Origin of the sequence: Clostridium sp. Ade.TY, from assembly GCF_000498355.1 — a bacterium.
In the GTDB taxonomy this organism is placed as follows: domain Bacteria; phylum Bacillota; class Clostridia; order Clostridiales; family Clostridiaceae; genus Clostridium.
Genome location: NZ_AVSV01000027.1, coordinates 95,981 through 115,546, shown reverse-complemented (window position 1 = coordinate 115,546; position 19,566 = coordinate 95,981). Strand labels below are relative to the sequence as shown.

The 19,566-nt window shown below is 26.9% G+C and carries 20 protein-coding genes; 1 reads left to right on the top strand and 19 read right to left on the bottom strand.

Annotated features, from left to right (window positions below):
• Positions 1 to 55 precede the first annotated feature (55 nt).
• Positions 56 to 1,072, bottom strand: coding sequence for a hypothetical protein (locus O212_RS0110250; protein WP_024615017.1), 1,017 nt, complete (start codon positions 1,070 to 1,072; stop codon positions 56 to 58).
• 23 nt (positions 1,073 to 1,095) lie between these two features.
• Entirely contained in the window at positions 1,096 to 1,914 is an 819-nt protein-coding gene (gene dapF / locus O212_RS0110245) for a diaminopimelate epimerase (protein ID WP_024615016.1), read from the bottom strand.
• A 95-nt stretch (positions 1,915 to 2,009) separates the two neighbouring features.
• Between dapF and O212_RS0110240 the strand changes: the two genes are divergently transcribed.
• On the top strand, positions 2,010 to 3,740 hold the full coding sequence (locus O212_RS0110240) for an NFACT RNA binding domain-containing protein (protein ID WP_024615015.1): 1,731 nt from the start codon (positions 2,010 to 2,012) through the stop codon (positions 3,738 to 3,740).
• Between the two features lie 43 nt (positions 3,741 to 3,783).
• Here the strand turns inward: O212_RS0110240 and O212_RS0110235 are convergent, their stop codons facing one another.
• The 17 genes from O212_RS0110235 to O212_RS0110155 all read right to left on the bottom strand — a co-directional run bounded on the left by O212_RS0110235 (position 3,784) and on the right by O212_RS0110155 (position 19,566).
• On the bottom strand, positions 3,784 to 4,944 hold the full coding sequence (locus O212_RS0110235) for a class I SAM-dependent RNA methyltransferase (protein ID WP_024615014.1): 1,161 nt from the start codon (positions 4,942 to 4,944) through the stop codon (positions 3,784 to 3,786).
• Between the two features lie 24 nt (positions 4,945 to 4,968).
• Entirely contained in the window at positions 4,969 to 5,511 is a 543-nt protein-coding gene (gene pyrR / locus O212_RS0110230; protein ID WP_024615013.1) for a bifunctional pyr operon transcriptional regulator/uracil phosphoribosyltransferase PyrR, read from the bottom strand.
• Between the two features lie 13 nt (positions 5,512 to 5,524).
• Complete coding sequence (locus tag O212_RS0110225) at positions 5,525 to 6,442, bottom strand: RluA family pseudouridine synthase (protein WP_024615012.1); 918 nt, start codon at positions 6,440 to 6,442, stop codon at positions 5,525 to 5,527.
• A 112-nt stretch (positions 6,443 to 6,554) separates the two neighbouring features.
• A complete protein-coding gene (locus tag O212_RS0110220) occupies positions 6,555 to 7,157 on the bottom strand; it encodes a DivIVA domain-containing protein (RefSeq protein ID WP_024615011.1) in 603 nt (200 codons plus the stop codon).
• A gap of 16 nt (positions 7,158 to 7,173) precedes the next feature.
• Positions 7,174 to 7,941, bottom strand: a complete 768-nt coding sequence (locus O212_RS0110215; RefSeq protein WP_024615010.1) for a YlmH/Sll1252 family protein — start codon at positions 7,939 to 7,941, stop codon at positions 7,174 to 7,176.
• Between the two features lies 1 nt (position 7,942).
• Positions 7,943 to 8,218: a YggT family protein gene (locus O212_RS0110210; protein ID WP_024615009.1), complete on the bottom strand. Its 276-nt coding sequence runs from the start codon at positions 8,216 to 8,218 to the stop codon at positions 7,943 to 7,945.
• Positions 8,219 to 8,232: 14 nt separating this feature from the next.
• The gene (gene sepF / locus O212_RS0110205; protein ID WP_024615008.1) at positions 8,233 to 8,703 is read right to left on the bottom strand and encodes a cell division protein SepF; all 471 of its coding nucleotides are present in this window, start codon (positions 8,701 to 8,703) and stop codon (positions 8,233 to 8,235) included.
• 11 nt (positions 8,704 to 8,714) lie between these two features.
• Positions 8,715 to 9,377, bottom strand: coding sequence for a YggS family pyridoxal phosphate-dependent enzyme (locus O212_RS0110200; RefSeq protein ID WP_024615007.1), 663 nt, complete (start codon positions 9,375 to 9,377; stop codon positions 8,715 to 8,717).
• Positions 9,378 to 9,483: 106 nt separating this feature from the next.
• Positions 9,484 to 10,215, bottom strand: coding sequence for a DUF881 domain-containing protein (locus tag O212_RS0110195; protein ID WP_024615006.1), 732 nt, complete (start codon positions 10,213 to 10,215; stop codon positions 9,484 to 9,486).
• Positions 10,212 to 10,568: a DUF1290 domain-containing protein gene (locus O212_RS0110190; protein WP_024615005.1), complete on the bottom strand. Its 357-nt coding sequence runs from the start codon at positions 10,566 to 10,568 to the stop codon at positions 10,212 to 10,214. The genes O212_RS0110195 and O212_RS0110190 overlap by 4 nt, the downstream gene beginning before the upstream one ends.
• The gene (locus O212_RS0110185) at positions 10,568 to 11,305 is read right to left on the bottom strand and encodes a DUF881 domain-containing protein (protein ID WP_024615004.1); all 738 of its coding nucleotides are present in this window, start codon (positions 11,303 to 11,305) and stop codon (positions 10,568 to 10,570) included. The genes O212_RS0110190 and O212_RS0110185 overlap by 1 nt, the downstream gene beginning before the upstream one ends.
• A gap of 16 nt (positions 11,306 to 11,321) precedes the next feature.
• Positions 11,322 to 12,095: an FtsQ-type POTRA domain-containing protein gene (locus O212_RS0110180; protein WP_024615003.1), complete on the bottom strand. Its 774-nt coding sequence runs from the start codon at positions 12,093 to 12,095 to the stop codon at positions 11,322 to 11,324.
• Positions 12,096 to 12,234: 139 nt separating this feature from the next.
• Positions 12,235 to 13,383 carry a stage V sporulation protein E gene (gene spoVE / locus O212_RS0110175; protein ID WP_024615002.1) on the bottom strand — a complete coding sequence of 383 codons (1,149 nt, stop codon included), beginning with the start codon at positions 13,381 to 13,383 and terminating at the stop codon, positions 12,235 to 12,237.
• Between the two features lie 24 nt (positions 13,384 to 13,407).
• Complete coding sequence (gene mraY / locus O212_RS0110170) at positions 13,408 to 14,388, bottom strand: phospho-N-acetylmuramoyl-pentapeptide-transferase (protein ID WP_024615001.1); 981 nt, start codon at positions 14,386 to 14,388, stop codon at positions 13,408 to 13,410.
• 48 nt (positions 14,389 to 14,436) lie between these two features.
• Positions 14,437 to 15,795, bottom strand: a complete 1,359-nt coding sequence (gene murF, locus O212_RS0110165; protein ID WP_024615000.1) for a UDP-N-acetylmuramoyl-tripeptide--D-alanyl-D-alanine ligase — start codon at positions 15,793 to 15,795, stop codon at positions 14,437 to 14,439.
• Positions 15,796 to 15,808: 13 nt separating this feature from the next.
• Positions 15,809 to 17,266 (bottom strand): UDP-N-acetylmuramoyl-L-alanyl-D-glutamate--2,6-diaminopimelate ligase, encoded by a 1,458-nt coding sequence (locus O212_RS0110160; protein WP_024614999.1) that lies wholly within the window; start codon positions 17,264 to 17,266, stop codon positions 15,809 to 15,811.
• Between the two features lie 104 nt (positions 17,267 to 17,370).
• A complete protein-coding gene (locus O212_RS0110155) occupies positions 17,371 to 19,566 on the bottom strand; it encodes a stage V sporulation protein D (RefSeq protein ID WP_024614998.1) in 2,196 nt (731 codons plus the stop codon).

The following is a 19,566-nucleotide window of genomic DNA, read 5'->3' as shown; positions in this document are numbered from 1 at the left end:
TTTTTTTCTTATTTTATTCCTTAGAAATAAAAAAAGCCTTAATAAAATTAAGACTTTAATTTATATTTATGAAATTATATTTACCTTCTTTATTACTTATTAGAGAAACACTATTATCTTTATAAGAAAATACTTCTTCTTTTTCTTCTGTTGAATTGCTTCCTATAAATAAAATGCTATCTTTTGAAATTTCAATTCCTTTCTCCATATTTATACTGGCTGGAAATGAAAAAACAAGTTTATTGATAGTTTTATCTTTTAGTTTATATAATGACTTTGTATCATTTAAAGGCTCTCCTAATATATAATACTCTCCATCCTTTTTAACTAAATCATTTATAGATTTAAATAAATTTGATATATTAGATATACTTTTATCTCCAGCATTTATTTCTAATAATTCCTTTTCATTATTAGCTTTTTGTTGAAGTATAAAAACATTATTTAAATCTCCTTTTAAAAAGTCAACATATCCGCCACCATTTAATTTATATAAGAGCTCTTCTTTATTATTTTTCAAATCATAAGTAAACACTCCATTAGTTCCATCATCTGAAATTCCATAATAAACAAGTTTATCATTATTTATAAAATCATATAAATTTCCTGAGATTGCAACTTTAGATTGTATAGTAATTTCTTTATCATCTTCTAAAGAAATCACTTTTAAGTTATATCCATTATCATAACTCATATAAGAAACATATTTTCCATCATAAGATATTTTTATAAAATTATAATTACTATCTTTTATATCTATTTCTTTTTCTTTATAAGAAATATAGTGTTTACCATCTTTAGTAAAAACATACGTCCCACTTTCTTTATTAAAATTTATAATAACTTTATCACTTTCTATACCTTGATATTTATTATCTTTTAAGTTAAGGACTTTGTATTTACCATTGTTATCTAATAATACAGAACCACTTTCCAAATTTATAATTTCTGAATTAACATCTAAATTCCCGCTATCTGTTTTATTGCTACATGAAGTTACTATAAAAGATAAACTTAAAATAAATAGTATATATATAGGTATTTTTATTGGTACTCTTTTTAACGCATCCATTATACTCCCTCTTTATCTATGTTTTATAATGTTTTACCTTCACATATATACTCGGCATTGCCTGTCATATAAACCCCATCTTCTAAAACCTCTATAATTAACTCTCCACCTGGAAGTTTTGCTAATACTTTATTGTTAGTAAGTCCAAATTTATTAGTTACAACAGCTGATGCACACGTTCCTGTACCACAAGCTAAAGTTTTTCCAGCTCCTCTTTCCCATGTATCTACTCTTATTGTTTTCTCATCAATTATTTTAACAAAATTTACATTTGTTCCTTCTTTAAAATAATCAAATTTTTCTATATATTTTCCCTCTAAAACATTATATTTATTATTTTCATCTATTACTATAGTATGTGGTACTCCCATTAATAATGAAGTTAGTTCATATATATTATTATTTATAGTTACTTCTTCTTTTATTAAATCTTTTTTATTTACTAATGGAATTTCTTCCCCTTTAAATGATGGCTTACCCATGTAGACTTTAGCCCCAGTTACACTTTCATCTTTTTCAATAAGTTCAATCACCTTTTCACCATCATCAGTAATTACAGTAAATTTTGTATCTTTAACATATCCCTTGTCATAAACATATCTTCCAAAGCACCTTATTGCATTTCCACACATATTTGCTCTAGATCCATCGCTGTTTATAATAGTCATTTTCATTTTTAAATCATCTAGTCTTCTAACTACAACTAAACCATCTGCTCCTATCCCAAAATGTCTATCACATAATTTTTTTGCAATTAAAATTTCATTCTCAAATAATTTATTATCTAAATCTTCAATGAATATAAAATCATTTCCAATACCTTGCATCTTTGTAAACTTCATTTCTTATTCCTCCTATAAACTATATATAAAATTGATTCTTACCTTTATTTAGTGTTATACTATCCTTAAATTAATTAAAAGAAAGGACGATAAATGTGGCATTAGACGGTATATTTTTAAAAAGTTTAATTAATAATTTAAATGATTCTATTATAGATTCTAAAATAGATAAAATAAATCAGCCTGAAAAAGATGAAGTTATTTTAACATTAAGAAAAAATAGAAAAAATCTTAAACTACTAATATCAGCATCATCACAATTTGCTAGATTGCATCTTACTAATATTCAAAAAAGCAATCCTATTAAAGCACCATTATATTTAATGGTTCTTAGAAAATATTTACTTGGAGGTACTATAACCAATATAACTCAAAAAGATAATGATAGAATAGTAACTCTTCATATATCTTCTAGGGATGAGTTAGGTTTTGATAGCAAGTACCAATTAATAATTGAAATAATGGGAAGACATTCAAACATAACACTCGTTCGTGAACGAGACTTTAAAGTTATGGAATCAATAAAACATATAACTCCTGATATAAATAGTTTTAGAGTTTTATATCCAGGTGTTACTTATGTATATCCACCAAAATCTCAAAAATTAAATCCTTTTAATTTTTCCAAGGAAGACTTTGAAAATATTATAAACTTTAACTCTTATGAAGTTAATGAAAATCTATTCTTTAATATTTTTACTGGAGTTAGTAAAACACTTTCTAAAGAAATATTTTCAAAACTTTCTAATGATAATTATAACTCAATAGATTCAGAAAGGTTATACAAATTTGTTACAAATTTATTTAATAATTTAAAAACTAATGTACAATTTAATATATATACTGATATTAATGGTTTATTCAAAGATTTTTATTCAATAGATTTACAAAATGTATATAAAAATCTAAAAAAAATAAATTATAAAGATCCATCAGAAATGTTAGATGATTTTTATTTTAAAAAAGATAAACAAGAACGACTTCACAGTAGATCTCAAAACTTACAAAAACTGATTCATACAAATATAGAACGTTGTAATAAAAAAGATAAGATACTTAATTTAACTTTAAAGGATTGTTTAGTCAAAGATGATTTTAAAATTAAAGGTGATTTATTAACTTCTTATATTTATAGCTTTAAAAAAGGTAATAAATTTGTTGAAGTTCAAAACTTTTATGAAGAAAATTCTCCTAATGAAACAATCAAATTAAACCCAAATAAAACACCATCTGAAAATGTTCAAATTTATTACAAAAAATATAATAAATTAAAAAAAGCTGAAGAAGAAGCAAAAATTCAGCTATCAAAAAATAAAGATGAGTTAATTTATTTAAATTCAGTTCTTACTAACATAATAAATGCTGATTCTTATGATGAAATTGAAGAAATTAAAAATGAACTTATGGAAACAGGTTATTTAAAATTTAAAAAGTCAAATAAAAAGAAAATAAGTAAATCAAAGCCTCTTCATTTTATATCTTCTGATAATATTGATATATATGTTGGTAAAAACAATTTACAAAACGATTATTTAAGCCTTAAATTTGCAAATAAAAATTTTATGTGGCTACATACTAAAGATATACCAGGGTCTCACGTTATAGTATGTGCTACTGAAATTCCTGATAGAACGCTAGAGGAAGCTGCCGTTATTGCATCATTTTATAGTAAGGCTAAAACCTCATCAAAAGTACCTGTAGATTATACTTTAGTAAAAAATTTAAAAAAGCCAAATGGGGCTAAACCTGGAATGGTTATTTATCATACAAATTACACTATGTATGTAGAACCTAAAAATTTTGAAAACCTTAATTTAAATAAATAATACAAAAAGTCTAGAAACTAAATAAAGTTTCTAGACTTTCTTATTATATTAAACATTGCATTAAAGTATCACCTTGATTTTTTATTAAACTATTATCAAAATATTGATAATAATAGCACTTTAACTTACCATTATAAAGCTTTCTATTTTTAGTTGACTTTCTATTGAATGCTTTTTCAAAATTTTCATATGATGTTAGTATATTAAATTCCCATTCAGAATATTTCTTCTTATATTCACCAAATATTCTATAAAGTTCTTTTACTTCTCTTTCATCACTTAATCTTTCACCATATGGTGGATTTGATATTATAAAACCATATTTATGCTTATTTGAAAATACTCTAAAATCCCTTTCTTGGAATTCTATATATTCAGATACTCCGGCTTTTTTAGCATTATCTTTAGCTACTTTTAAAACTCTATGGTCTATATCGTATCCAATAAGCTTTAGTGGTTTATTTTTTATAGCTTTTCTTGCTCCATCTCTTACCTGATCATAAATATTAGGAGGCATTGTTGGCCATTTTTCAGATACAAATTCTCTATTTAATCCTGGAGCAATATTTTGCATAATCATACATGCTTCGATAAGTATAGTTCCTGAACCACAAAATGGATCTACTAATATGTAATCTTCTTTCCATCTTGATAATAAAACCATTGCAGATGCTAATGTTTCTTTAAGAGGTGCAGCTCCGGCATGTTCTCTATAGCCTCTTTTATGAAGTCCAACTCCTGACGTATCTATTGTAAGAGTCACCTTATCTTTTAATATAGCAACTTCTATTTTATATACTGGCCCATCTTCACTAAATTGACTTATTCCATAAGCTTCACTCATTTGAGTTACTATAGCTTTTTTTACTATTGATTGGCAATCTGGAACACTATAAAGAGTTGATTTTATAGATTTTCCAACTACATGCATAACTCCATCTTTTGGAATTATTTTACTCCAATTTACCTTTTTTGTTCCTTGGAATAATTCTTCAAAGCTTCTAGCTTCAAATTCAGCCATCTTTATTAAAACTCTATCTGCTGTTCTTAAATGAATATTTGCTATTGCTATATCCATTTCATCTCCTTCAAAATGTACTTTACCATTTTCTGTTTTTAAACCTTCATAACCTAAAGCCTTAAGTTCCTTTGCAGTTACTCCTTCTATTCCAAAGGTAGTAGTAGCAATTAATTTGTATTCCATTAATTTCGCTCCTTTAAGTTTAAATTAAACTTCCTTTTGATATATTTTTACTGAATCTTCTCCATCTATTTCTTGAATTTTCACCCCAACAACTTCTTCCTTAGATGTTGGTATATTCTTTCCTACAAAATCAGCTCTTATAGGCAATTCTTTATGACCTCTATCTATAAGAACTGCAAGTTCAATTATATTCGGTCTTCCTACATCTATTATAGCATCTATAGCTGCTCTTACTGTTCTGCAAGTATATAACACATCATCAACTATTATTATTTTTTTATTCTTTATGTCTACTCCTAAGTCTATACTTTTTAATTCTGGATTTTCATTATCTTTGCTTAAATCATCTCTATATAAAGTTATATCTACAGAACCAACAGGTAGTTCTACCCCTTCAATATTTTTTATAAAATCAGCTATTCTTTTAGCTAAAGGATATCCTCTTCTTTTTATTCCAATTAAAACTAAATCCTCTACGCCTTTATTTTTTTCAATTATTTCATGTGAAATTCTTATTAAACTTCTCTTTATAGCTTTATCATCTAATAAATTTGCTTTTAATTGCATTTTTATCCTCCTTCTATATATTATCTTTTCTTAAATTATCTAATAAGGTTTTATAATTTTCTGGAAGTTCTGATGAAAATTCAATATATTCTGAAGTTGAAGGATGAATAAATCCTAATGTTTTAGCATGTAACATTTGTCCTTCAGTCTTAAATTTTCCTTTTTTAAATCCATATGTAGGATCCCCAACAAGTGGATATCCTATAGATGCCATATGTACTCTAATTTGATGAGTTCTTCCTGTTTCCAAGACACATTTTACTAATGTAGAATTTTTAAATCTTTCTATAACTTCATAATGCGTTACAGCTCTTTTACCATCTTCACATATAGCTATTTTTAATCTATCTCTTTTAGATCTAGCTAAAGGTTTATCTATAGTACCATCATTTTGCTTCATTCTACCTTCAACTAACGCATAGTATTCCCTTTTCATAGAATGTTCTTTTAATTGATCTGATAACTTATTGTGTGTATCATCATTCTTAGCAATAACAAGTATACCTGTAGTATCTTTATCTATCCTATGAACTATGCCAGGTCTTATAACTCCATTTATACTTGATAAATCTTTACAGTGATATAAAATTGCATTAACTAATGTCCCTGTATAATTTCCAGGAGCTGGATGCACCACCATTCCTTTTGGCTTATTTACAACTATTACATCCTTATCTTCATAAATTATATCTAAAGGAATATTTTCCGCTTCAACTTCTAATTCCTTTGGTTCTTCCATAATCACTTTAATTTTATCATTTTCTTTTAGCTTATAATTACTTTTTATACTTTTATCATTTACTAATACTTTTTCTCGTTCTATTAGTCCTTGGATAAAACTTCTTGATTTACCTTCTAGTTTAGTCAAAAGATATTTATCAATTCTATTATTTTTCTCTTCATTAGTTATACTATATATTAATTCATCCATTTTAAAATTCTCCTAAAACTTTATTACTTAAACAATTATAATATATAGTATAATTTTACTCAACTATATCAATATATAAAAATTAGCGGCATTACTTTGAATGCCGCTAATTTTATTCTTCTTTATTTGCAAAAAAACTTTTTATTTCATCTAACTCATTTGATGAAACACTTTCAACTCCATTATCAACTACTTCTTCATCTCTATAAGTCACATCTTTAATATCTAATTCCTCTATAGTACTTGTAATTGAATAATTTTTATTGATATCTTTTTCTAAATCATCAAATGTTTCTAATTGCGTATTCATAAAGTTTCTAAACTTAGCTCTAAACTTAATAAATTCTTGTTTTACTCTATCAAACTCATCATTTATTTGAATTACATCATTATGAGCTTTATCTACTATTCTTTGTGCTGTTTCATTTGCATTTTTAACTATAAGTTCTGCTTCTTTTTGTGCACTTTCCTTTGCTTGGTCTGCAGCATTTTGAGCTAAAACTAAAGTATTTTGAATAGTTGACTCTATTTTAGCATAATGTTCTATTTGTTCTTCTAAAATTTCTAACTTTTCTTTAAGCTTTGAATTCTCTTTGTATAATTCCTCATAATTGTCGACAACTTCATCTAAAAACTCATCTACTTCATCTGGAATATATCCTCTAAGTCCCCTCTTAAATTCCTTATTATTTATATCCATTGGAGTTAATTTCATTATTTTCACACCTCTACTATGTATATTTTTTTATATCTATTTTACATTTACCACTCTTCGTATAGCCAGTACATTCCCCAAGTATGTACTTTCCATATTTTCTTATTGTTATTCTATCTTCCCTTTTTACCTCAAAGCTTTTGTCTCTTATAGTAGAATAATTTACAAGTACTAATCCTTCTTCAATCATACTTTGAGCTATATTTCTGGACTTATTTATGATTTTTGATACTACAGCATCTATTCGCATAGCAGAAATCATTATTGTACTTGTTTCAAATTCATAATTTATCTCATTTATACTTTCAAATATTTCTTCAACTTTACATTTTACTTTTCCAATTTGGACTAAATTATTTATTATATAATCTTTTATATCCTCATGCACTACCACATAACAAGAATTATCTTTAACTATTAAGTCTCCTATTTTATCACGTTCTAATCCTAATGATAATATACTTCCTAAATATTGATTATGAAACACTTTATTAAATTTTGTGTTTACTGTTATTTTTAGAAGTTTTATTGGAAAAGATAAATAAAAAATATTATTAAAACATATCATACGTCTTTCTGAATCTTTAAAAAGTCCATCATTTGTAATTTCTAATCCATTTATTTTTATTTCACTACAAAAAAATTTCCATATGTTTGGAGTGTAAAATTCATTTCCAAACATAGGAATATTTTTTTCATATGAAATAATCATTTTTTCATATAAATTTATAGCTTTATTTTTATCTTCACCTATAAATTTTTTACTTATAGTTTCTCTATCCATATCAAAAAACACCTATTAAAATCGATAATATTAAAGGTCTTATTAAATCTAATACAACAATTGCAAATATAGGAGATAAATCCACTGGTAAATTACCTAAAAATTTATACTGTATAGCTCTAAATGGTTTTAAAATAGGCTCTGTAAAACTTGTTATCAGACCCATTATTCCATTACTTCTATCTCTTACAACCCAAGATAGTATACACTCTAAAATAATTGCTAATTCTATTATTCGGAAAAGAGAATTAATAAAATTAGCTAAAAAGCTTTGCATATATTATCCTCCTATTATTTAGACCAATTAAATAAAGCTTTTGAAGTTAACTCACTTTTTAATTCACTAGTTACTTCAACATTTGAAGGTGATAGAAGATATACTCTTTTTTCAATTTCTTGAATATCTCCATGTAATGCATAACAAGAACCACCAATAAAGTCTAATAATCTTTGAGCTGTTCTTATATCAAGATTAGTTGTATTAACTACTACTATTCTTCTATTTCTTATAGCATCACATATTTCCATAGCCTCTTCATAAGCAGTAGGCTTTGTTATTAAAACTTTAGCTGAAGCTGAAGTATGAATATTTACAACCTTATTTGATCTTTTTCCAGAAATAACTGGTTCAATATTTTCGTCTATTGCAACATTTTCTTCTCCTTTTTCTTCAAACTCATCTTCAAACTCTTCATCTTCAAAGTCTTCATCAAAATCTCCAAACCCTAAAATATTTTTCATTTTTGATATCATATTTGCCATATAAATTCCTCCTAAATATTATAATTTCTTTCTCCAAATATTCCAGTTCCTATACGAACCATATTAGAACCTTCTTCTACTGCTATTTTATAATCATGTGTCATTCCCATTGATAATATTTCCATGCTTATATTATTAAAAGTTCTTTCTTTTAATTTTGAAAATATATCATAAGTTTGTTTAAAGTAATTTCTATTACTTTCATCATTTCCTTTTGGGATTATAACCATTATACCTTTAACTTTTACAAAGTTACATTGTTCAATCTTTATAATAAGTTCTTCTAAATCCTCAAGTAAAACTCCAGTTTTACTTTCTTCTCTACCTATATTTATCTGAATTAAAGTATTAGCTATAATATTATGTTTTCCAAACACATCTTCTATCTTTTCTAAAAGCTTGACACTTGAAAGAGAATGAATTAAATGAACTTTTCCGACAATATATTTCACTTTATTAGTTTGTAAGTTACCTATAAGATGCCATTTTACATCTTTATGAAATAATTCTTCTTTTCTAACTAATTCTTGAACTTTGTTTTCTGCAAAATCTCTTAAGCCAAAATCATATGCTTCTTCCATTTCTTCTATAGTTCTAGTTTTAGAAACTGCTAATAATTTAACGCTTTTAGGTAAATTATTCTCAATTGTTTCTATATTCTGCTTGATACTCATAAAAGCCTCCTTAATTAATAGTTTCTACTCTATTAAGTATTATTCTTCATTTATTTTCAAATTCCTCTAATTTATATATATTTTTTTGTATATTTCATATTTTTTATCAATTACCTACATATTCCTTCATGTATTCATTATTTCTAATACTTAAAGCTGCAGGCATAACTATATTCTTCTTTTCTTCTATATCTACAGATAATTGTCTAATCATTAGCTCTCTAATATGACTTCCTTCCTCTAACAAAGAAGTTTTCATAACTTCTGGATCACCTATCGCATATATGTAAAATGGTGCATATTCTGTAGAATCATCTCCAAACCCTAAAAAAGCCCAATTGCATATAACTCCTGTCCCAGGTATAACCCTATGATTATTTATACTTATAGCTTCAGCACCAGCTTTTCTTAAGTCATTTAAAACCAATGCCATATCATTATCATGAAATATTTTTGATTTTGTTTCAAAATCTGTATCTTTATTCAAATTAATATTTCCATCATTTATCTTTATTAAAAGACCAGAACCTTGAACCTCTGAAAGGCCTGTTATCATTCCATAATCTTTAAGTTGTAATTTCATACTATCCAATATTTTATCTTGCTTTTTATCATCATATTTATATTTATTTATAGTTTCTTGTGTTTTAATATTATTCTCTTTTAAACTTTCAACCTCTTTATATAAATCACTCTTTTCATTTATTGCATCTTTATATTGTTTTGCACTTAAACTTAAATTTCTCTCTATTATCTTATTAAAATTAACATTAAAAGATATAAGCATTCCTAAAAATATAGCTGCAATAAAAACTATAAATCCACCCTTTATTTTCATACCTTTTTCTCTCTATTTCGTGTTCTAAGTTTTTCTATTAACAATCTTCTTATTATTGCAAAGTTATTAAATATCCTTCCTCCAAATACAATTACTGCTGCAATATAAATAGGTATTCCAAGCTTATCTCCAAGATATGCTAACCCTGCTGCTAATAATGCATTCCCAAAAAAACCAGAAATAAATATATCTGCTTGGAAACTCTTTGATAAATTAGCTCTTATAGCTCCAAATACCGAATCTAAACATGCAAGTATAGCAACAGACATATAAGGTGAAAGTTTATCTGGAATATTAACATCAAATATAAATCCAAAAACTATACCTATTAACAATCCTATAAATGGTACCATTACTTCTCCTCCTTTTTGTCAACTGGTTTTAAATAATCACTTTTTATAGTTTGAGTTGTTTTATCTATAACTATATTATCACTTTGTTCTACTTCACAATTATAATTTTGAAGTGCTCCAAAATCTAATGAGCCTGGAAAATTCAATCCAACATTTAACCTAGCTTTATCTCCTATAGCCTTTATAATTATAGGTTCCTTTGGACTAACCTTACCTGCACTTCCTATCCATATATAGTTACTTGAATTCTTTATACCAGTTTGTGGAGTTATTCTATATCCATTTACTGAAATTGCCTCTGCTTTTGAATACCAAAGCAAATTAATTATATGTACTAGCTCTTCTTCAGTAATTCCTCTTCCCATTTCTTCTGTATTACTACCAAAAATTGATGTTTTAGGAGTTATTTTTATTGTAACTCCAGGACCTTTTACATCTATAAGTCCTAATTGCATTCTAGCCGAGTCTAATTGATTTTTTATTTCTTTTCCAACATTTCCTTCTTTTGAAGCAGCTTCTTCTAAAGTTTTTAATTCTTCGCTCAAAGAATTGTTTTTCTTTTGAAGCTCTTCTTTTTCTTTTTTCAAACTATCAATTTCTGCAATTATATCACTTTTATTGTAGCTTTCTATTCCTGTCTCATTATTTATTTTTAATATTTTAAACTGATATGCTAACAAAAAACCTAATATAGCACATACTGCTGCAATAGAAATCTGTGAAACTGATTTCTTCATTTACATATAACCTCCTCTATTTTCCTTGTTTAATTACAGGAGCCCCTTCAAAACTTACATCAACATACCCTTTTTTCATATTTACTTTTTGTTCTTCTAATCCATTTAAAATATTTAATGCATCATTCATCTTCTTTACTAAATTCTCCCCATTTCCAACTTTTACCTCAGTATCACCAAAATATACTATTATAGAATTAAGATTTGAAACATTTACTTTTGTTATGTTATGTTTTGTAGTATTTGATTGATTTATCTTATATAGCTCTTTAAGAAAATCTTCTAATCTTGTGTCATCTTTAGTATTTATATATTTACTTCCTAAAGTTTCATTATCTGAATTTAATCCTATTAACTCTATTAATTTTCTTCCTTTTATATCATTAACCTTTTCTAAAAGAACAAAATCAGAACTTATAATATCATATCCAGAACTAGTTTTTGTATAATAAGCTATATTTTTCTCTGTAACATTAACTTTAAGTGTTGATGGAAACTTTCTTGATATAGAAACTTCATTTATATAAGGATCTGATTTAAGAGCCTTTTTTATATCATCACTCTTAACAAAAAATATATTTTCTCCCTTTATATTTTGAAGTTCATTTGATATAACATCTTTAGAAACTAAATTTTTTCCATCTAATTCTATATTTTTTATTAAAAATATCTTTGACTTTGTAATAAGTAAACCTAACGCTATTATTACTAAAATTAATATAAAGATAGTTCTTTTTATAATTCTTTTTTTTCTTGCCTTCTTTATATATTTATTTTCTGATGCTCCCATACTTTTACCTATCCTCACCTATTTTTTATATACATTACTATAATACCATTCTTAACCTAATTTTTCATTACAAATTTCTTAACAACCAATTAATTATTGTTTATAATTTTCATTAAAAAGCTTAGTAGTGATATCACTACTAAGCTTCTCTTTCTTTTGCTTTTTTCACTTTTTCTTTACCTTCAACTTGCCTTGATATATTAAGTAATATTCCCATTGCTATTAAATTAATTACAAGTGATGTTCCTCCATAACTTATAAAAGGAAGTGGTACTCCTGTTACAGGCATTGATCCTGTTACAACAGCTATATTTATAATAGATTGAACAGCTATAACTGAAGTTATACCTATAGCTAAAAGACTTCCAAATGTATCTCTTGCTTTTATAGCAACCCTTATACCTCTCCAAACAAATATAACAAATAATAATATTATTAATATACAACCAATAAGGCCTAATTCTTCTCCTATTATAGAGAATATAAAGTCATTATGAGGTTCTGGCATATACAGCATTTTTTGTCTTGATTGACCAAGTCCAAGACCAGTTACTCCTCCAGCACCTAATGCATAAAAAGATTGTATTAATTGATATCCATTACCTGCTGGATCTTTCCAAGGATTTATAAAGTTAAGCATTCTAGCTCTTCTATATGGTTCTAAAAATGCAAATGCCGCTGCTGCTATCCCAAGTGTTGGCATAACAAGTCCAAACATATGCCTATCTCTTGCTCCTGCTGAATAAACCATTATAAATGTAACTATCATAATTACCGATGCTATACTTAAGTTTTTTTCAGCAAGTACTAAACCTGCAAATATTCCTGCAATTAAAAAGCAGGGAATTACTCCTTTTTTTAAACTCTTTATAACATCGCCTTTTCTTTCTAAAAACATTGCCAAATAAAGTACTACTACATATTTCGCAAGCTCTGACGGCTGGAATGAAAGTGGCCCAAGTTGAATCCATCTTTTTGCTCCATTAACGCCTGGAAAAGCAAAAACAGCTAACAAAGCTATTATTGTTATAGGTAATAATGGCATTATTATTTTTTTTAATTTATGATAATCAATAGACATCATAAACATCATAGATGCAATACCCAAAAGACTCCATATAACCTGTCTTTTTAAATAATGCATACTATCATTATTATGAAACATAGCATAATACGAACTTGCTGAATATACCATTACAACCCCAACAGCAAGTAATAATATTATAGTACAAAATATACCATAATCAATTTCACCCATTCTCTTCCCTTTGGGTCTTATTTTCCTCATACAAACTTCCTCCGATATATATTACTAAAGTGATAAACCTCCTATAATACAAAGGATAATAGTTACTAATGAAAATACAAATACTACTTTCTTTTCTGACCATCCTAATTGTTCAAAATGATGATGAACTGGAGCCATTTTAAAAACTCTCTTACCAGTTGTTTTAAAAGAAACTACTTGTATTATTACTGATAAAGTTTCAAAAACATATATTCCTCCAACTATTGCAAGAATTATCGGATTTTTTAAAAGTAATGCAATACTTGCAACAGCACCACCTAAGGCTAATGATCCAGTATCCCCCATAAATATTTTTGCTGGATATTTATTATACTTTAAGAAACCTAAAAGTGCTCCTATTAAAGCTACACAAAATACTGTTATTTGATAGCTTCCTTGTTTATAAGATACTATGCTAAAGAATAATAAAACTATAACAGTAACTGTTGATGCTAATCCATCTAATCCATCAGTAAGATTTACAGCATTTGTTGCTCCTGCATAATATAAAATTACAAATGGAATATATACTATTCCAAGATTTAATTGTACTCCTAGAAATGGAACTACTATACTTGTTCCAAGAACATTATAGCTATAATAAGCCATAGCTATTGAAAATAATAAGAGTAATAGCATTTTTTGCCATGCTCTTAATCCTAAATTATTTTTGTGTATTATTTTTAACATATCATCTAAAAATCCAATAAATCCAAATGCTATCATTGAATATAATATTATCATTCCTTCATCTGATAATTTATATCTCATAACAAGCATTACAATAGTAACAGATATTATAAATATAATTCCACCCATTGTTGGTGTACCTGCTTTTTTAAAATGACTTTTTGGACCCTCTTCTCTTATGTTTTGGCCAAATTTAAATTTGTGTAGCATTGGTATAAATATAGGTCCTAATACTATTGATATAATAAAACCTAATACTAACGCTAATGCTAATATCGTGACTGGATTACTAAAACTACTAAAAAAATCCCCCATCTTTACTACTAAAGTATAATTTACTTTAGCAGTTCACCTCCTTCGTTGTTATTTTATATTTTTTAATTCTTCGACTATTTCTTCGAATTTTTCTCCTCTTGATGCTTTGACTAATACAACATCCTCAGGTTTAATAATTGAATTTAAGTCGTTTATTAAGCTTACCTTTGTATTATATAATTTTATTTTATCTTTTTCAAAACCTTCTTTAAAATCATCTATATGTTCACCACATACCATAAGTAAATCAACTCTATCTTTTGCATACTCTCCAACTTCTTTATGACATCTAGAAGCTTCATCTCCAAGTTCTCTCATAGTACCAAGTATTGCAATTTTTCTTTTTCCTTCTCTACTCTTTAATACATCTAAAGCTGCTTTCATTGAATCTGGACTAGCATTATAACAATCATTTATTATTTCTACTCCTTTTTCACTTTCTATAAATTCTAATCTCATAGATGTAGCTTCTAAATTTTTAAGACCTTCTTTTATCTCTCTAACTGTTAATCCTAATTTATATGATGCTGCAATTCCTAATAATGCATTTAAAACATTATGAGCACCTACCATAGGAAGTGTTATTGTGTGTTTTTCTCCATTATAATTAAAATCAAAAGATGTTGTTTCTTTTCCTAATTTGATATTTTCAGCAAAATAATCACAACCTTGATTATAACCAATTTTTACTATTTCATACATATTACTATTAACAGTTTGAAGCATATCATCTTCATTATTTAATATAAGAATATTATCTTTATTAAAGAAATCAGTTATTTCCATCTTAGCCTTTAATATATTTTCTCTAGTTTTTAAGTTTTCTATATGTGATACTCCAATATTTGTTATCATAGCAATATCTGGATTTGCACATTCTGAAAGATTATGAATTTCATTAAAATCACTCATTCCCATTTCAAGAACAGCAACATCAATTGAACTATCTAATTCTAATACCATAAGCGGAAGTCCAATTTCATTATTAAAGTTTCCTTTTGTTTTAAATACTTTATATTTTCCACTTAAAAATGCACTTACTAAATCCTTAGTTGAAGTCTTTCCAGTTGATCCTGTTATTCCAACTACCTTTATTCCTAATTTTTCTCTGTAACCTTTTGCAATATTTAATAAAGCTCTTTTTGTATCTTTAACTTTAATTACAACACCATTCACTTCTTCACTATCAAATAAAACTTCATCAACTATAGCTATTGAAGCTCCTTTATTAAAAGCTTCCTTAACATATTTATTTCCATTAAAATTTTCACCTTTTAATGCTAAAAATATATTATTATTTTCTATTTTCCTAGTATCAGTAGATAATTTGTTAAATTTTTTATTTTCATTGTCTAATATTATTTCTCCATTACTATATTTTAGTAATTCATCAAATGTCATTTCCATAATAATTACACCTCTAGTTCTTTTTTAAAATTTCATCTATTACTTCTCTTTCATCAAAATGTATTGTTTCATCCTTTAAAATTTGATATGTTTCATGTCCTTTACCAGCTATAACAATTACGTCATCTTTTTTAGCAATATTTATAGCTTTTTCTATAGCTTCATATCTATTTATTATTTTAATAAAATTATCTTTATCTATTCCTTTAATTACATCATTTATAATTGCTTCTGGTTCCTCACTTCTTGGATTATCTGATGTTATTATCGCAATATCTGAATAATCTACACCTATTTTACCCATTTGTGGTCTCTTAACTTTATCTCTATCACCACCACAACCAAATACTGATATTAAGTTTCCTTTTGTAAATTGCCTTGCAGTCTTTAATATATTTTCTAATCCATCTGGAGTATGAGCATAATCTATTATTATTTCAAATGGAAGATTGTACTTTCTAGCAACTCTTTCACATCTACCAGGTACTACTATTTCTTTTAATCCTTTTTTTATATCTTTTAATGATATTCCAAGTGAATAACATGCCCCAATTGCTCCTAATGCATTGTATACATTATATTCTCCTGGAATAGGAAGTAACATATCTTTTTCCTCTTCATTTTTGACTCTTACATCAAACATTATGTCCATACTTTCTAAAGTTTCATTTTCTGCCTTTATATCGGCATTTTTATTTATACTATAAGTTAAATAATTATTTATATTTTCATTTTGTAAATCTCTTGTTACTCTTTCACCATATTTATCATCTATATTTATTATACTTACTTCTGTTCTTTGAAATAATTTATACTTTGCCTTATAATAATTTTCAAATGTTTTATGAAAATCTAAATGATCTCTCGTTAAATTAGTAAAAATTGATGTTTTAAAGTTAACACCATAAACTCTATCCAATTCTAATGAATGTGAAGATACTTCCATAACACAATACTTAACACCTTTTTCAACCATTTTGCTAAATAGTTCCTGTAATTCTAATGATTCTGGAGTTGTTCTTTCAGCTTTTATTTGTTCCTCTCCTATGTAATTAGCAATTGTTCCTATAAGCCCTACCTTTTCTCCTAAACTTTCTAATATACTTTTTATCATAAATGCCGTTGTAGTTTTACCATTTGTTCCTGTTATTCCTATTATATTTAACTTTTCTGAAGGATTTCCATAATAATTAGCTCCCATACTTGCAAGTGCTTTTCTAGTATCATTAAATTTTATTACAGTAATATCTTCATCTAAAGCTATTTCATCTTGACAAACAATAACTTTAGCTCCTTTTTTTATTGCACTATCTATAAACTTATGTCCATCACTTGCAAATCCCTTTATACATACAAAGACATCTCCCTCTTCTACTTTTCTACTATCATAGTTAATTTTATTTATATCTCCTTTTATATCTCCTTTTATTAATCTGTAATTTAACCCATCTAATAATTTAGCTAAATTCATTTAATCATCTCCTTTAATATTATGCACTTTACTTAGCTATAATTACATTTACTCTTTAAAATAGCATGTAAGGATACCCCTACATGCTATAACAATTAAAGAATTTAATCTTTATAATCTGAATTTAATGTTAACTTAACATTAGTTCCTTTATTAATTAATTCTCCACTTGGTACATTTTGATCAGTTACTTTACCTTCACCTTCAAAAGTAGCAGATATTCCAAGACTCTTTAAAAGATTTGAGGCAGCATCTTTTGAGTAACCTCTAACATCAGGCATTATAACAGCTTCTTTATTATTGTCATTTCCACTAGTATATAATGTTACCTTAGTACCTTCTTTAACTGAATAACCTGGATATGGTTTTACACTCTTTACTGTTGTTCCATTTCCCTCTATATTATAATCCAACTTTGAATCTTTTAAAATCTTTTTAGCCTCTTCTATACTTTTACCTCTTACCTCTGGTATTATAGCATCTCTAATTATAGCTGAATCATTCTCTTTAGAAAAGTCACTTTCTAAATAATTAAAAATATCAGTAAATAAAGATTTCGCTACAGGACTTGTTACAACCCCTGCATAATATGCTCCATTACTTGGCTCATCAATTGTTATCATAACAGTTATCTTTGGATCACTAACAGGAGCCATACCTACAAATGAAGATATATATTTACCTTGTTCATAAGTACCATTTTCCGGATTAACTTTTTGAGCTGTACCAGTTTTTCCACCAATATGATATCCTTCTATAAATGTTCCCTTTGCAGAACCTGCTGTAACAACTCTTTCTAAATATTTTCTAAGTTGCGCTGTTGTTTCTTTATCTGAAACAACTTTCTCTGTTGGTTCAAATTTTTTATCTACAACTTCAACTCCACTATCATCTTTATGTGTTATTTCTTTCATTACATGTGGTTGTATTAGTGTACCACCATTTGCAACAGCATTAAATGCTGCCATATATTGAACAGAGTTTACAGTATTAGTTTGTCCAAATGATATAGTTGCTAAATCTGTTGCTGAAATATTTTTAGGATTCTTTATTATTCCAGGAGCTTCACCTGGTAAATCTATACCACTTTTTTTACCAAAGCCATATTTATCAATGTATTTATATAATGTATCTTTACCAATTTTTTCACCAAGTTCCATAAATCCAACATTACATGAATTTTGAATTATTTCTGGGAATGTTAACTTTCCATGACCTGTAGTTTTCCAACATTTTATTGTTCTATTTCCAAATTTCAAACCTCCATTACATACAAATGTATCATCTGGTTTTACAACACCTTCTTGCATTGCTGCAACTGCTGTTATTACTTTGAATATAGAACCTGGTTCAAATGTATCATTTACAAGTCTATTTCTCCACATTTTTTGAACTTTATCATATTCTGTTTTTCCAGCAAAGTTATTTGCACCTTCAAAAGGCTTATTAGGATCAAAATCTGGTTTATTTGCCATAGCTAATACTTCACCATTTTTAGGGTTAAATACTAAGACTGATGCTGCTTTTGCTTTATTATCTTTTAATGCTTTTTCTGCTGCTTTTTCTGCAAAAAATTGAATATTTTCATCTATAGTTAATACTACATCTTTTCCTTCTACTGGAGGAACAAACTTTGATATTGTATATGGTAAATCATTACTCTTACTATCTAATTCTGCTATTCTCATTCCAGGTATTCCTGATAATTCTTTATTATATTGAAGTTCAACTCCAGTTAAACCTTGTCCATCTATATTAGTACTACCTAAAAGATGTGCTGCAAAATTATTATTCGGATAATATCTTTTAGTATCAGGTGATACTAAAACTCCATGTATTTTTAACTCCTTAACTTTATCAGCTTCTCCCTTTTCTATTCTTCTTACTAAAGTAGCTGAACCTGCTGGTGCACCACTTGGCAATTTAGTTTCAAGTTTCTTTAAAACATCCTCTTCTTTCATATTAAGAGCCGCTGCTATCTTAGGCGCTATTTGACTATTTGTCAATTTATTATCTTTTAAATAAGCTCTTATAGAGTTTAAATCAAAATCTACTCTATAAACATTTGCTGAAACTGCAAGTTCTGCTCCATTTCTATCTAATATTCTTCCTCTTCTTGCATCAATTTTAACTTCACTTGTCCATTGTTCTTCTGCTCTCGCTGCATATTCTTGCCTCTTAACAATCATTATATATGATAATCTAATTGTTAAAATTGCAAATATTACGCTTAAGCCTCCTACTACATATCTAATTCTTTTTCTAGTTAGCGCTCTATCAACAAAGCCTCTCTTTTTCAC

What these genes read in the sequence shown, in the direction of transcription:
- dapF (WP_024615016.1), bottom strand. Translation starts at nt 1,914, where the DNA reads ATGAAGTTTACAAAGATGCAAGGTATTGGAAATGATTTTATATTCATT.
- O212_RS0110180 (WP_024615003.1), bottom strand. Translation starts at nt 12,095, where the DNA reads ATGGGAGCATCAGAAAATAAATATATAAAGAAGGCAAGAAAAAAAAGA.
- O212_RS0110195 (WP_024615006.1), bottom strand. Translation starts at nt 10,215, where the DNA reads ATGAAAATAAAGGGTGGATTTATAGTTTTTATTGCAGCTATATTTTTA.
- sepF (WP_024615008.1), bottom strand. Translation starts at nt 8,703, where the DNA reads ATGGCAAATATGATATCAAAAATGAAAAATATTTTAGGGTTTGGAGAT.
- O212_RS0110215 (WP_024615010.1), bottom strand. Translation starts at nt 7,941, where the DNA reads ATGGATAGAGAAACTATAAGTAAAAAATTTATAGGTGAAGATAAAAAT.
- O212_RS0110210 (WP_024615009.1), bottom strand. Translation starts at nt 8,218, where the DNA reads ATGCAAAGCTTTTTAGCTAATTTTATTAATTCTCTTTTCCGAATAATA.
- O212_RS0110185 (WP_024615004.1), bottom strand. Translation starts at nt 11,305, where the DNA reads ATGAAGAAATCAGTTTCACAGATTTCTATTGCAGCAGTATGTGCTATA.
- O212_RS0110220 (WP_024615011.1), bottom strand. Translation starts at nt 7,157, where the DNA reads ATGAAATTAACTCCAATGGATATAAATAATAAGGAATTTAAGAGGGGA.
- pyrR (WP_024615013.1), bottom strand. Translation starts at nt 5,511, where the DNA reads ATGCAATTAAAAGCAAATTTATTAGATGATAAAGCTATAAAGAGAAGT.
- O212_RS0110190 (WP_024615005.1), bottom strand. Translation starts at nt 10,568, where the DNA reads ATGGTACCATTTATAGGATTGTTAATAGGTATAGTTTTTGGATTTATA.
- O212_RS0110225 (WP_024615012.1), bottom strand. Translation starts at nt 6,442, where the DNA reads ATGGATGAATTAATATATAGTATAACTAATGAAGAGAAAAATAATAGA.
- murF (WP_024615000.1), bottom strand. Translation starts at nt 15,795, where the DNA reads ATGGAAATGACATTTGATGAATTACTAAAATATAGTAATGGAGAAATA.
- O212_RS0110250 (WP_024615017.1), bottom strand. Translation starts at nt 1,072, where the DNA reads ATGGATGCGTTAAAAAGAGTACCAATAAAAATACCTATATATATACTA.
- O212_RS0110235 (WP_024615014.1), bottom strand. Translation starts at nt 4,944, where the DNA reads ATGGAATACAAATTAATTGCTACTACTACCTTTGGAATAGAAGGAGTA.
- O212_RS0110160 (WP_024614999.1), bottom strand. Translation starts at nt 17,266, where the DNA reads ATGAATTTAGCTAAATTATTAGATGGGTTAAATTACAGATTAATAAAA.
- O212_RS0110200 (WP_024615007.1), bottom strand. Translation starts at nt 9,377, where the DNA reads ATGAGTATCAAGCAGAATATAGAAACAATTGAGAATAATTTACCTAAA.
- mraY (WP_024615001.1), bottom strand. Translation starts at nt 14,388, where the DNA reads ATGGGGGATTTTTTTAGTAGTTTTAGTAATCCAGTCACGATATTAGCA.
- spoVE (WP_024615002.1), bottom strand. Translation starts at nt 13,383, where the DNA reads ATGAGGAAAATAAGACCCAAAGGGAAGAGAATGGGTGAAATTGATTAT.